12 protein-coding genes are annotated in these 13,377 nt (G+C 42.4%); 10 read left to right on the top strand and 2 right to left on the bottom strand.

What is annotated here, in order from left to right; genetic code table 11:
* The first annotated feature begins 24 nt into the window (after positions 1-24).
* The 5 genes from atpD (at position 25) to ACTQ9T_RS13800 (ending at position 5,698) form a co-directional block, all read left to right on the top strand.
* Entirely contained in the window at positions 25-1,458 is a 1,434-nt protein-coding gene (gene atpD / locus ACTQ9T_RS13820; RefSeq protein WP_010197951.1) for a F0F1 ATP synthase subunit beta, read from the top strand.
* 115 nt (positions 1,459-1,573) lie between these two features.
* Positions 1,574-1,990, top strand: coding sequence for a F0F1 ATP synthase subunit epsilon (locus ACTQ9T_RS13815; protein ID WP_010197949.1), 417 nt, complete (start codon positions 1,574-1,576; stop codon positions 1,988-1,990).
* Between the two features lie 638 nt (positions 1,991-2,628).
* On the top strand, positions 2,629-3,345 hold the full coding sequence (locus ACTQ9T_RS13810) for a response regulator (protein ID WP_010197939.1): 717 nt from the start codon (positions 2,629-2,631) through the stop codon (positions 3,343-3,345).
* Positions 3,346-3,676: 331 nt separating this feature from the next.
* Positions 3,677-5,365 carry an ATP-binding protein gene (locus tag ACTQ9T_RS13805; RefSeq protein ID WP_201590015.1) on the top strand — a complete coding sequence of 563 codons (1,689 nt, stop codon included), beginning with the start codon at positions 3,677-3,679 and terminating at the stop codon, positions 5,363-5,365.
* A gap of 153 nt (positions 5,366-5,518) precedes the next feature.
* The gene (locus tag ACTQ9T_RS13800) at positions 5,519-5,698 is read left to right on the top strand and encodes a hypothetical protein (protein ID WP_026037138.1); all 180 of its coding nucleotides are present in this window, start codon (positions 5,519-5,521) and stop codon (positions 5,696-5,698) included.
* 361 nt (positions 5,699-6,059) lie between these two features.
* Here the strand turns inward: ACTQ9T_RS13800 and ACTQ9T_RS13795 are convergent, their stop codons facing one another.
* The gene (locus ACTQ9T_RS13795; protein ID WP_010197932.1) at positions 6,060-7,535 is read right to left on the bottom strand and encodes an ATP-binding protein; all 1,476 of its coding nucleotides are present in this window, start codon (positions 7,533-7,535) and stop codon (positions 6,060-6,062) included.
* Positions 7,536-8,020: 485 nt separating this feature from the next.
* Here ACTQ9T_RS13795 and rpsP point away from each other — a divergent pair, with 485 nt between their 5' ends.
* From rpsP to rplS, 4 genes are all read left to right on the top strand, one after another.
* Positions 8,021-8,290, top strand: coding sequence for a 30S ribosomal protein S16 (gene rpsP / locus ACTQ9T_RS13790; protein ID WP_021812802.1), 270 nt, complete (start codon positions 8,021-8,023; stop codon positions 8,288-8,290).
* Positions 8,291-8,455: 165 nt separating this feature from the next.
* Complete coding sequence (rimM, locus tag ACTQ9T_RS13785) at positions 8,456-8,989, top strand: ribosome maturation factor RimM (protein WP_010197930.1); 534 nt, start codon at positions 8,456-8,458, stop codon at positions 8,987-8,989.
* Between the two features lie 77 nt (positions 8,990-9,066).
* A complete protein-coding gene (gene trmD / locus ACTQ9T_RS13780; RefSeq protein ID WP_010197929.1) occupies positions 9,067-9,831 on the top strand; it encodes a tRNA (guanosine(37)-N1)-methyltransferase TrmD in 765 nt (254 codons plus the stop codon).
* Positions 9,832-10,033: 202 nt separating this feature from the next.
* Entirely contained in the window at positions 10,034-10,456 is a 423-nt protein-coding gene (gene rplS, locus ACTQ9T_RS13775; RefSeq protein WP_010197927.1) for a 50S ribosomal protein L19, read from the top strand.
* Positions 10,457-10,665: 209 nt separating this feature from the next.
* On the opposite strand, the gene ACTQ9T_RS13770 is transcribed toward rplS, so the two are convergent.
* Complete coding sequence (locus tag ACTQ9T_RS13770; protein ID WP_189586018.1) at positions 10,666-11,229, bottom strand: DUF4442 domain-containing protein; 564 nt, start codon at positions 11,227-11,229, stop codon at positions 10,666-10,668.
* 518 nt (positions 11,230-11,747) lie between these two features.
* Between ACTQ9T_RS13770 and ACTQ9T_RS13765 the strand changes: the two genes are divergently transcribed.
* Positions 11,748-13,274, top strand: a complete 1,527-nt coding sequence (locus ACTQ9T_RS13765) for a DUF3360 family protein (protein WP_440465415.1) — start codon at positions 11,748-11,750, stop codon at positions 13,272-13,274.
* The last annotated feature ends 103 nt before the right edge of the window (positions 13,275-13,377 follow it).

Here is a 13,377-nt window from a genome sequence, read left to right as displayed (position 1 = left end):
ATATAGAAGTTCAAGGAGAACGCAATGAGTAGCGGTCGTATTGTACAGATTATTGGCGCGGTTCTTGACGTTGAGTTCAACCGTAGTGAAGTTCCTCAGATTTATGATGCTTTGCAAGTAGATGGTACCGAAACCACCCTAGAAGTACAGCAACAATTAGGTGATGGCATCGTACGTACTATTGCCATGGGTTCAACTGAAGGCCTAAAGCGTAACCTACCAGTTACCAACACTGGTGCACCTATTTCTGTGCCTGTCGGTATTGGTACACTAGGTCGCATCATGGATGTTCTTGGTCGTCCTATCGATGAAGAAGGTCCTGTAGAAGCTGACGAAAAATGGTCTATCCACCGTGAAGCGCCAAGCTATGCGGATCAGTCAAATAGTACTGAATTGTTAGAAACAGGCATCAAAGTTATCGATCTACTTTGCCCGTTCGCTAAAGGTGGTAAAGTTGGTCTATTCGGTGGTGCTGGTGTTGGTAAAACCGTCAACATGATGGAATTGATCAACAACATCGCGCTTAAGCATGAAGGCTTGTCAGTATTTGCTGGTGTCGGCGAACGTACTCGTGAAGGTAATGATTTCTATCACGAAATGCAAGAAGCTGGCGTTGTAAACACTGAAGACTTTAGTAAATCTAAAGTAGCCATGGTATATGGTCAGATGAATGAGCCACCGGGTAACCGTTTACGTGTTGCGCTGTCTGGTTTGACTATGGCTGAGTACTTCCGTGATACAAAAGATCCTGCTACTGGCAAAGGTCGTGACGTATTGCTGTTCGTTGATAACATCTATCGTTATACACTAGCTGGTACTGAAGTATCAGCACTGCTTGGCCGTATGCCATCAGCGGTTGGTTATCAGCCAACACTAGCTGAAGAGATGGGTATGCTACAAGAGCGTATTACATCAACTCAGTCAGGTTCAATCACGTCAGTTCAGGCCGTATATGTCCCTGCGGATGATTTGACGGATCCATCACCTGCTACGACGTTTGCTCACTTGGATGCAACTGTTGTACTAAGCCGTGATATTGCATCACAAGGTATCTATCCTGCGGTTGATCCATTAGATTCAACCTCACGTCAGCTAGATCCACAAGTGATCGGTGAAGAACATTACAACGTTGCTCGCGGTGTTCAAGAAATTCTACAGCGCTATAAAGAGCTTAAAGATATCATCGCAATTTTGGGTATGGATGAGTTGTCAGAAGAAGATAAACTAGTCGTTTATCGCGCTCGTAAGATTCAGCGCTTCTTGTCACAGCCATTCCACGTTGCTGAAATCTTTACTGGTGCACCTGGTAAATATGTACCACTACGCGATACCATTGCTAGCTTTAAAGCAATCATCGCTGGTGAATACGATGACTTACCAGAGCAGGCCTTCTATATGGCTGGTGGCATCGATGAAGTGGTTGCCAAAGCAGAAAAAATGAAATCTTCTGCAGCGTAAGTTGCTCAAGCATTGGCTAACGAGTAGATAGGCTATAATACGTTTATCTGCTCATCAGTAACGCATCGCAGTTTTTACTGTTTTTTGATCGCGTTTTGATAGTAAGGAGTTAAGTATGGCAACGTTACAATGTCGCGTCGTAAGTGCCCGTGAAGAGTTGTATTCAGGCGAAATTAGCATGTTAATAGCGACTGGTACCGAAGGCGAGATTGGTGTATTGCCAGGTCACACACCGCTTATTACTTTGTTAAAACCGGGTGCGATGCGAGTGCAAACACCAAACGGTGAAGAAGAAGTGATTTACGTATCAGGTGGTGTACTAGAAGTACAACCAAAAATGGTCACGGTATTGGCTGATACAGCGATGCGCGCCCATAATCTTGACGAAAGCAAAATTGTTGAAGCACGTAAAAAAGCAGAGCAAATGCTGGTCAATCAATCAGATACGGTACAAACCAACGCCGCCTTGGCATCATTGGCAGAGTCCGTAGGACAGCTACAAGCTATCCGTAAGTACAAAAACCGTGCTTAGTCTTATTATTTGTAGTGTTAAACTTTACGTTTAATCCAGTCTTATATCTCAAAAAACAGTCCATCATGGGCTGTTTTTTTTGCTCATTATTTGGTGTGAATTTAGGTCGTGGTACGATGTATCAAGCTATTCGCTATGAAATATTAAACTATTCACTATAATGCGGGATTTCTGTGTTAGGTTTGAACAAATACACGATATAGTCCGCCCTTTTAATTAATAGATAGCCAATATTAATAATTTTATGCAAAAGTCACTAGCGGCAATCCATATATCTCGCTATATTAGCTGTTGGACAACAATTACCAAGAATATCAAAAACGTACTAGAGCTACTTTATCTAAGGGTTTGATGGTTCATACCTATTGGCCTCTTAACTGCTTGATAGAGACTGTGTTAGGTTTTTTGGCAGTACAAATCATATAATCTTGGACGCAAACTAAAGTTTTAATAGTCGTAGTTTATAGGTTTTGTTAACGACTATAAGCTATAGTATAGGAAGCTGTATGTTTAATAGTATACTGTCCTACCAAGTTTGTAACAGCTATACGAACATCAATTGTGCCACTCGGTGGCGCTATTAATTTACCGCTCTTACTTTTACTGCTTTTAAATTAGATGTATTAGAGGATATAACAATGACAACAACTGAAGAAGACAACACCCCCCGAATTTTGATTGTTGAGGATGATGAGCGTCTGGCCATGTTGACCCAAGATTACTTGGTGAAAAACGGTTTAGAAGTGGCAATTGAGACTGATGGCAATCGTGCCATTCGCCGCATTGTCAACGAACAACCAGATTTGGTCGTGCTTGATGTCATGCTTCCTGGTAGCGATGGGCTTACAGTCTGCCGTGAGGTACGTCCGCACTATCAGAACCCTATCTTGATGTTGACTGCGCGTACTGAAGATATGGATCAGGTATTGGGTCTTGAGATGGGTGCCGATGATTATGTCGCCAAACCTGCTCAGCCGCGTGTACTGCTTGCCCGTATTCGTGCTTTATTGCGTCGCTCGGAAAATGCACCATCAGAAGATGTGCCACAACGCTTAGAATTTGGCGAATTGGTCATCGATAATGGTGGTCGTTCAGTGAATTTAGGCGATGAGTTGGTCGATTTTACCAGTGCTGAATATGATCTTTTGTGGTTGCTGGCTTCTAATGCTGGTCGTATTCTCTCTCGTGAAGATATTTTTGAGCGTCTACGCGGTATTGAGTATGATGGCCAAGATCGCTCGATTGACGTACGTATTTCGCGTATTCGTCCAAAAATCGGTGATGATCCAGAAAATCCGAAACGTATCAAAACCGTACGTAGTAAAGGTTATTTATTTGTCAAAGAAGGCAATTAATTCATTAACTGAATTAGCCAGTCTTGCTTATGCAAAGATTGATTGTTAATGTAAGTTAGATAAAAAAACCAGCAATGATGCTGGTTTTTTTGTGGCGAAATCTTAATTTTTGAACTTAAATGTGGTGTTATGTGGTTTAATTAAGCCATTATTATAGATGCTGACTAAATAGATGTGATGCGCATAGGTAATCAGATTACTGGCACATAAAATCAAAACATAGCGGTCAGGGTTTATCTCTATTCAACGATGTTCGATATCATTAATATTGCGTCATTTATATGATAAATGTTATCAGTCGTTATTATTTACTAAGTTGGTCACGGCACGTATGTCATTAGTCTCTTCTTTAAAACATAGTATTTTTGTCCGTATTTATGCTGGACTACTCATTGTCTGTTTGTGTGTGGCATTATTTGCTCAACTATTGATGGATACCATTAATAAAGAGCGCGTACAATCCTACCGTGAAAGCATGGCAACAGGTGCTTTTCATTTGGTCAGCGAAGGAATTGCACACCAAGACAATGAGATGCAGCGTGAGTACTGGTTGTCTGATGCCAGTAGTTTGTTTGGCGCGACTTTTAGTGTTGTGCCGATTGAAAAAGTCGATTTTAATGCCAGCGAATTGCGACGTTTTGAGAACGGCAATACCGTTGTGCGTTATGTGAGTCAGCCCGTCTACGCAGACGTTTATTATCGTCTACCAGATAGTAAAAGCGTGTTGACCGCTAGAGTTACTCAAGTCACTGAGCAGCAAGTACGTGCTATTGCCGTGTTCCTACTGGATGATTTGTCCTATCATATAACGCTGTCGGATAAGCGTGCTCGCTTGGCTGAATTGGAAGAAAAGTTCTCTTTTCCTTTGGCATTTAAAGCCGTCAATACGCTTGAGTTGGACACGGATCAGATGGCGCGTCTGCGCCGCGATGAAGTGGTCATTTTATTGCAAGACACCAATAGCAGTAAAAGTAACTCATCTATCAAAATTATTGTGCCATCTGAAATCAACGATATGGCGATTCTGATTGGGCCGGTTCCTTTGTTCAATTGGTTCCCGCTCAATCTGATTATCAGTATGATTCTAATTAGTATGTTTTTGATCAGTCTGGGTGTCTATGCGCTTATTTTTCCGCTCGAGCGTAAATTACAATTGATCCAAGTCGGTGTTAATGAGGTGAGTCAAGGTAACCTTGATATCCAAGTGCAAGTCATTGGGCAAGACGAAATTGCGCGTCTGTCAGCGACGTTTAATGCCATGACCTCGCATATTAAGCGTTTGATTGAGTCGCAGCGAGAGCTGACGCGCGCGGTATCTCACGAGTTGCGTACGCCAGTGGCTCGTATTCGCTTTGCTGTCGATATGCTAGCAGATACCGATGACGAAGACTCACGTTTTATGCAGCGTGATTATATTGACGAAGATATTGAGTCGCTCAATGGCCTCATTGATGAGATTTTGACCTATGCTAAGCTTGAAGAAGGCTCACCAAAACTCGATCTAGAGCCGGTGAATCTTAAAGAATTGCTCGAACAGATTGAGCGCGAAACCAATGCCTTAGGCAAACCTATAAAAATCGTCGCCAATCTGCCAAATCCTAAAGTAACAGCAGTAGCAGACAGACGATATTTGCACCGTGTCATTCAAAACCTTGCGGGTAATGCTTTACGCTATGCAGAAACGACCATTATTATTAGTGCGGGCATCAAAAAGGGCAATGCTTTTGTCAGCGTAGAGGACGATGGTCAAGGTATTGCAGAGGCTGATCGCGAAAAAGTGTTTATTCCATTTTCACGCTTAGATGACAGCCGTACACGAGCCTCTGGTGGCTATGGTCTAGGACTTTCTATTGTATCGCGTATTGCCTTTTGGTTTAATGGCAGTATGAAGGTAGACGAAAGCCGTGATCTTGGCGGTGCTAGATTTGTGATGACATGGCCTATCAAACCTTTGACGCAAGTGCTGGCTGCTGATCAATTAACCCAAGAAAAAAGCGACCGTGATTTTGAGATTAAATAATGCAAGCAGCTACTTTATGTCTGTAAAATTATGAGTATTTGACCAGCAAAAAATAGACTAAGCGCTCAATATATGGTGAACTAAGCTGAGATGCTTTGGTAGCAAACCTGTAATAACAGGTTTTATAAGTTGTAAAATAGAGGAGGGCAGAGGATGCCGTATTTATTTGGTGGTTTGGTACTACTGAATGCGTTGACACTGGGTTATTATTTATTTCTACAGCAGCCAACCACGACTCAAACGCTCAAAGCCGCGCAGGATGAAATTACTCAGCCCCTAGCGTTCACTAATAGTGCTGAGTATATTCCACCGATTATCGGCGTACGGGAATAATTTTTGTTGCCTAAATATTGAGACAGTTAGGGCGTGTTGAACATTGAAAAATAGGCACTGCTGATCGCTAAAACTGCTCCAGACAAGGCGTAAAACGACGGTAATGCTAGAGCCTTAACTAGGTTTACAACGCAGTATGGAGCAGTTTTAACATCAGCTCTAATACCAACAAAGGGAGACAGGACTATTTTTTGCCACTTCATTATTAAAAACAGACGCTTAGAATGACTAAACTTACTATTTTTAACGTCGAACTGTCTAAAAAATAGTATCTGTCAGTGCCATGGTCGAATGTTCAACACGCCCTAAGTTATCACACCAACTTTTGAAGACGATTATGAAATCGTCTTTTGTCAATTTTTTATAGGTCTTTATTAAAGGTAGTATCTGCCCTCGACGTTTTATCTGTATTAGCCGCTAATGTCTGCTCTCCTGCTACCTTGGATAGCAAAGGGATACGCACACAGACTTGTAGTCCGCCTTCAGGATGATTGATTGCCTCAACCGTACCATGATGTAACCGTGCAATACGGTCAACAATCGCTAGACCTAGTCCACTACCTTGTGTGGTACGTGCTGTCTCACCGCGTTCGAAAGGCTGCATGATGCGCTCTAATTGATCTTCTGCTACGCCATCACCACAGTCCCTTACACATATCATCAGCTGCTCTTGAGCTTCTTTATTGACTTCATTTTCAGAAACCACGTCGCTGTCTTCTACTTCAGTTGTTTCTATGAACGTTGGTACGACCGTCGCTGAAAGATAAATAGGCGGCTTGCCATACCGATTGGCATTGTTGACCAGATTAATGACCAAGCGCTTAATCGAGAGAGGTCGCACTGGTACTACTTTGTCACATTCCGATTGATAAATAAATTTCATTGGCGCAAATTGCACCATGATTTCATTAAATATGGTGTCTAAATTGGTCAGGCGCACTGGTTCATCCGAGCCATCTTTCATAAATGAGATGAACTGTTCTAAAATCGCATCCATATCCTCAATATCGTAAATCAAACCCTCGCGAAAAAAATCATCCGGTAGCATCTCTGCGGTCAAGCGCATACGAGTCAAAGGCGTGCGCAAATCGTGCGAGATACCCGCAAGCATAATCGTGCGCTCTTTTTGTGCTTGATTGAGTGTGGTAAATAGACGATTGAACGCCATATTTACTTGACGAATTTCAGTAGGGCCGTTGCGTGTCGGCAAGGTAGTAGCGTGACCAAGGCGAATATAATTGGTCGCCGCACGCTGTAAATAACGCAGTGGACGATTCAATTGCCGTGCTAATAAAATAATGGTCAGCAGCGATAATATAGGCAATCCAATGAGGAATAGTACTAACAATCCTGGGCTATATTGAGAATAATAAACCACGGGTTCACGAATCCAAAAACTGGTGTCACGGCTGTCTTGTACCCAAAGCTGCGGCGTTGGTTTGAATTTAAAATATACCTCAACCGGTCGACCCAACTGTGCCCCGATTTCGTACTGCAATACATCGGTAAAAACTCCCACAAACGCTTTATCTGCTACTTGTGGGAAGTCACTAGGATTGTCGACCACCACCACGTGCGAATGTTGATATATCCACTGCCGTACCTTAGGGTTATCCTGCCAGTCTCTATTGACGCTATTCATCAAACGTAGCTCGCTGGTCAGATAACGCGCATGGTTTTTTAGCTCTGGCAAATAAAGACTGCGCCAAAAAAACACAATCGATAAGCCGACACTGATAAGGACAATAAAGGCCACCATCAACGTGGTCAACCAACTGTTCGAATAGGAGCGTGGCAGCCAACCTTTGCGAGGTGGTTTGGGGTTTGGGATGATCATATGAGTCCAAGACGTAGATAAATAATAAAGTGATAGAATAAAGTCGTGTTAAAAAGACCCTAATCAATCACGTTGCCGACATTGGGGATTAAGGTCTATTGTAGACTGTTTTTATTAGACCATTATAGATGGCGGTAGGGTAGCACAATCAAGTAACTACGCTGGTGGCTCAAATTTGCATAATTATATTTAGCCACTTTAAGACTGCCAAATGTATCAAGGTGTTAACTGTGACATGCTCTAAGATGACATGTCCTAAATAGAATATGAAAAAGCCACCTAACAGTGTTTTAGCGATTTAATAGAATTAAGCGCACAAGAACGGGGCTGCATAATCGTTGACGATTCATAATTTTAATTTACATATAGGTGCATTTAAGCTATTGTTAATAAATAATTAAATAAGCACAGTTTATGTTTTCAATAAAATAAGACTGTGCTATAATTATGCCCTTTTTGGTATACCTGCGAAAGAGAGAATTCACATGGTTGTTATTCGTTTAGCACGGGGCGGTGCCAAGAAACGCCCATTTTATCAAGTAGTTGTTGCTGATCAACGCCGCGCGCGTGACGGTCGCTATATTGAAAACATCGGCTTTTTTAACCCACTCGCTAAAGAGTCTGAAGAAGCAGTACGCCTAAACATGGAAGCGTACAACGCGTGGATCGCAAAAGGTGCACAACCTTCTGATCGAGTTGCTTCATTAGCAAAAGCTTACAACAAGTCTGCAGCTCAAACTGAAGCAACTGCTTAAGTTTAGGTTATTACTGAGACGTTTATAGTCTGACTATGATCTCACTCAGTAGACTTTAGAATACATAGCGTAACTGGTCTCACCAGGGTGCGCCATTAACTGTTTATCGCTTTTGACACAATTGTTTTTGCAATTGCTGTTTTAATCATTGTTAGGTTAGCTGCTATGTCATCTGTTCCAAACGCTAGTGCCCTTATGAAAATTGGTCAGCTCAAAAAGCCTTACGGCATCAAAGGTTGGCTTTGGGTATTCAGTGAGACGGATGATCGCACAGCGATATTCGATATGAAGCCGTGGTGGATGAAAACTGCCACTGGCATGAAACCTTTGACTGTAAAGGCATGGCGTGAGCAAGGAACAGGAATTGTGGCTCAGTTTGAGCAGGTTCCTGATCGTAATGTTGCTGAGACCATGAACGGTGTTACCGTTTGGGTCGAGCAAAACATTCTGCCTGAAACAGCTGAAGACGAATATTATTGGTCGGATTTGGTCAGTCTGCGCGTGATGAACGAGCAGGGTGAATATTTAGGCAATATCACTGAAATGTTTGAAACTGGCGCCCACGCTATCATGCGTGTAACGGCAAATTCAGACAGTTTAGATAAGGAAGAACGCCTGATTCCATGGCACAAGCAAACTGTTGTAGAGGTCAATATAGCCGAAAAAACAGTGCTGGTTACATGGCAAAGTGATTACTAATATAATATCTGGCTTTTTAGCCAAGTGTTATTGGTAGTCATACCGATTGTTTTAGCCACAATGCAAGTAGACATCAGATGTATTTTGCCGTCATTAGTATTTTTCCTGAGATGTTTGCGACGATTCGTGAGTTTGGTATCACGGGGCGAGCAGTCACTCAAGAGCAAGTGACGATTGAATGCATTAATCCACGTGATTATACCACTGATAACTATCGCCGTATTGATGAGCGCCCTTATGGTGGCGGTCCTGGGATGGTGATGATGGCTGAGCCATTGTCAAAAGCTATCGAGGATGCGCGCCTGCGAGCGAGTCAACATGGCTGCCGTGTCGACAGTGAGCATTGTCCGGTGATTTATATGTCGCCACAAGGACAAACGCTCAGCGAAAGTAGTGTGGTCAGTATGACTGAGTACGATGGCATGATTATATTATGTGGTCGTTACGAAGGTATTGATGAGCGCTTACTGGCGCAATATGTCGATATGGAAGTATCGCTGGGTGATTATGTGTTGACTGGTGGCGAGCTGCCAGCAATGGTGATGATGGATAGTGTGATACGTCGTTTGCCAGATATCATGGGTGACGACAAGTCAGCTGAGCAAGACTCGTTCGTCGATGGCTTGCTTGATTGTCCACATTATACGAAACCGCATGATTTTGCGGGTATGGCTGTTCCTGAAGTATTACTATCAGGTCACCATGCCAACATCGCTAAGTGGCGCTTTAGTCAGCAAGTCAGTCGTACGCAAGCGCGTCGTCCAGACTTATGGCAAGCGTTCACACCAACGGTAGCGCAAGCGAAGTGGTTAAAAGCATTGGCAAAAGCAGATAAAAAATAGATTGTTGAAATCTGATTTTTTTGTCACATTTGATAAACGGTTAAGAAATAGAATTTTGAGCATTAATAAAACGAGTCATCGCATAGTGGCCGTTGGTTATAACCCATTTACGTTGTGTCTCACTATAAAGAGATGCGATTAATTATTACAAACAGGTGATATGCGTTAAGCCTCTATTATCTAATGTGAGGAGATAACTCTCATGAGCAACAAGCATCCATTGGTTCAGGTCATCGAAAACGCTCAATTGCTTGAGCGCCCAAACTTTGCACCCGGCGATACCGTTGTGGTTCAAGTAAAAGTACGTGAAGGTGAGCGTGAGCGTTTACAGGCTTTTGAAGGCGTTGTAATTGCTAAGCGTAACCGCGGTCTAAACTCAGCATTTACCGTTCGTAAAATCTCAAGCGGTATCGGTGTTGAGCGTGCATTCCAGCTGCATTCACCAATCATTGAAAGCATCGAAGTGAAACGCCGTGGTGCGGTTCGTCGTGCGAAACTATACTACTTACGTGAACGCTCTGGTAAATCAGCCCGTATCCGCGAAAAACTTGGTGCTCGTCCAGTTGCTAAGAAAAAAACTAGCGCTGGCGTACCTGATGCAGTTGATACTGCACCTGGTATTTAAGCACAAGTTTGCCATGCCTATTTAGCCGTATGATTATACGGTTGATGATAGGTAAGGCGAGAGTAGATACAAGCCCTTATTCATAGGTTTATTTATAAATAAGCGGGCCATACCAAAAAAGACGGAACCCCAATCTATGCGAAAGCTAGGTTGGGGTTTTTGTATGTGTGGTTTTAAATTTGAATTGAAAATGACATGTTCATTACGCTTTAACCTTCATCATCAAAATTATCTATACGACTACTTTGGTCTTTAGATTTGCTGTACTTACGCAGTCGGATGTAGATAGTTTTGGTGACAGTGGCGATCAGTTTTTGTTGATCATCAAAGATATCGGCCTGATATTCACGAAAGACCGCATCACCATCTTTGGCCAGTTCTTGAATAGTGATGATTTCAGCACTGGGGATTTTCATCCGAGTGATCACTTTACTGTTACCCGGCGCGACAAAGTCGATATGTGAGCTTTTGTCCCATACGACATAGCTGCTACCTAACTGGTGCATGAGCATAATCATATAAAATGGATCAACCATCGAATATAAACTACCACCAAACTGAGTGCCGACGATATTTTTGTTCAAAGCATTAAGTCCCATACTGACGACGCACAGACCTTGATCGAGATTGATATGATCGATTTTGATACCTGCACCGATATAAGGCGCATAGGTATTGATGCGTAGCTTAAGTAAATGTGGTGTCAGTAATGGCATGATGCTTTGTTTAGCCCGACGTTTTAATGTCTCAAAATTGGATGGTAGTAAACGCATGAACTTATCCTGTTATTGCTTCTAAGTTTTTCTATTTATTTTGATACAGCTGATTATTTGAAAGATATTTGTATTGCGCATAATCATTAGGGGGTATTTATCATAAGTAAAAAACACCAAGACCGCTAGCCTTAAAGCGTAACTAACATGGATTTTCTCTGGTTATTTTAAAGTTACCATAAAATATTTAGTATAATTATCTTTAGTATTTATTTATGTGATAACCAATGTTCAGATATAGATAATTGTTAAGAAAAAGGTCATTTATTTTAATTTAAAGCCTATATTAGATGTGTTTTTTCCTCATGGTTTCCTATTAAGTTCAATATCGTGCTAAATAGAAACTTTAATTTATATATTATAATGAGATATACAGTATCTTTAAATGGTTCTAAGTTCGCATTTCAAGTTCTCATGTCATACAATAGCTTGCAATTTTTAATGAACGCTTTAGTCACATAAATTTTCACTATTGAATTATCAGTTAACCAAAGCCTCAGTCGACACAAGGAAATGTGATGAGTAACACTCAGATCCCTTCTCCAGGGTCTAATCAACAGCCGTCAAACCCGTCAGATTACGACACAGATTCATCAGGTAGCTATGTCGATTTGCACAAGCCGAGTTCAAGCTTTGATAGTCGTGATGATTATCTGAATCATGAATTGCAAATCATGCAGCCCAAACGCTGGCGTCCCAACTTACCATTTCGTGATTATCGCTTTGAATATGAAGACACTATTCCTGCAATGGCTGCGACGATTGGCAAAGTGGTTATGGTAGGTGCGATTGCTGCAACATTTGCAGGTCCACTTGGTTTGGGCGATGCGTTTGTTTTAGAAAACGTGCGTTATGAGCTATTAATTGTTTCATTTTTTATTATCTTATTTTCAGGCTTTCTGCTCCCGACAGCCAACCTCGCAGGTACTCACGGCCCCCTCATTCCCCTTATTCCTATCGTTGTAGCTGCTGGTGGCCACCCAATGGCGTTTGGTCTGCTCATCGGTGCTTTCGGCTTACTGCTTGCTATTAGCAAAGGGGGAAGCTTACTGGCCAATTTAACCAGTAAAGGTGTGTGCGGTGGCCTCTTGATTTACTTAGGGTTTATCGGGACGACCTCACAGGTTAAAAACTTGTTTGCATGGTCAGAGAGTATTGGCATGTCGCACATTGCTTTCTTTATTATTCTGGCCACTATCCTGTTATATGCGTTACTTGAACACTGGCAAAAACGCTGGCTCGCTGTACCGCTAAGCTGTGTCTTAGGTGGTGGTCTTGCCTTTGCATTGGGCGCACCCTTTGAATTCAAAACCGCACCAGGTCTGCCGAATATGAACCCGATGTATTGGTGGGGTGAAAATACTGGTTGGATGCTAGGATTACCGACAGTTGAGAGCTTTATTATTGTACTACCATTTGCTATTTTGGCCGTTGCTATGTGGTCACCAGATTTTTTAGGCCATCAGGTCTTTCAAAAAATCAGCTATCCTAAACGTACTGAAAAAGTGCTCATGGACATCGATGACACAATGACCAGCGCTTCGTTTCGTCAGGTCGTCGGCTCTGTATTGGGCGGTGCTAACTTTGCGTCATCGTGGGGCACTTATATTGTCCCAGCAGCGATTGCCAAGCGTCCGATACCTGCTGGTGCCTTATTGACGGCATTGTTCTGTATTATCGCAGGTGTTTGGGGCTATCCAATGGATTTGGCCATCTGGCAGCCAGTGATGTGTGTGGCATTGATCGTTGGGGTGTTCATTCCACTGCTTGAAGCTGGTATGGAGATGACGCGTGAAGGTAAAACTACGCAGTCTGCCGCTATTGTGGTGTTTGCTTCTGCATTGGTAAATCCGGCATTTGGTTGGTCACTCACGCTATTACTGGATAATCTAGGCTTGATTGGCTCTAAAGAACGTAGTGCCAATTTGACTAAGATGAGCCGCTGGATCATACCCGGTATTATGTTTGTGGTATTGACTGGCGTGATGGCTATCGTTGGTATGTTGCCAGGCATCCCAGCATTGATGGCAAACTTCCGTCATTAGTAGTATGTTGCTGAATAAACGATAATAGAACAAACTAAGTCAGCGAAAGCTGGCTTTTTTATGGGTGATCCTATGATAATAATTAGCTTGTAAAACAATGACT

Origin of the sequence: Psychrobacter sp. ASPA161_6, from assembly GCF_051970285.1 — a bacterium.
Lineage (GTDB): Bacteria > Pseudomonadota > Gammaproteobacteria > Pseudomonadales > Moraxellaceae > Psychrobacter > Psychrobacter glaciei.
The sequence above is the reverse complement of the archived record's forward strand: the minus strand, read 5'-3'. Positions and strand labels throughout refer to the sequence as shown.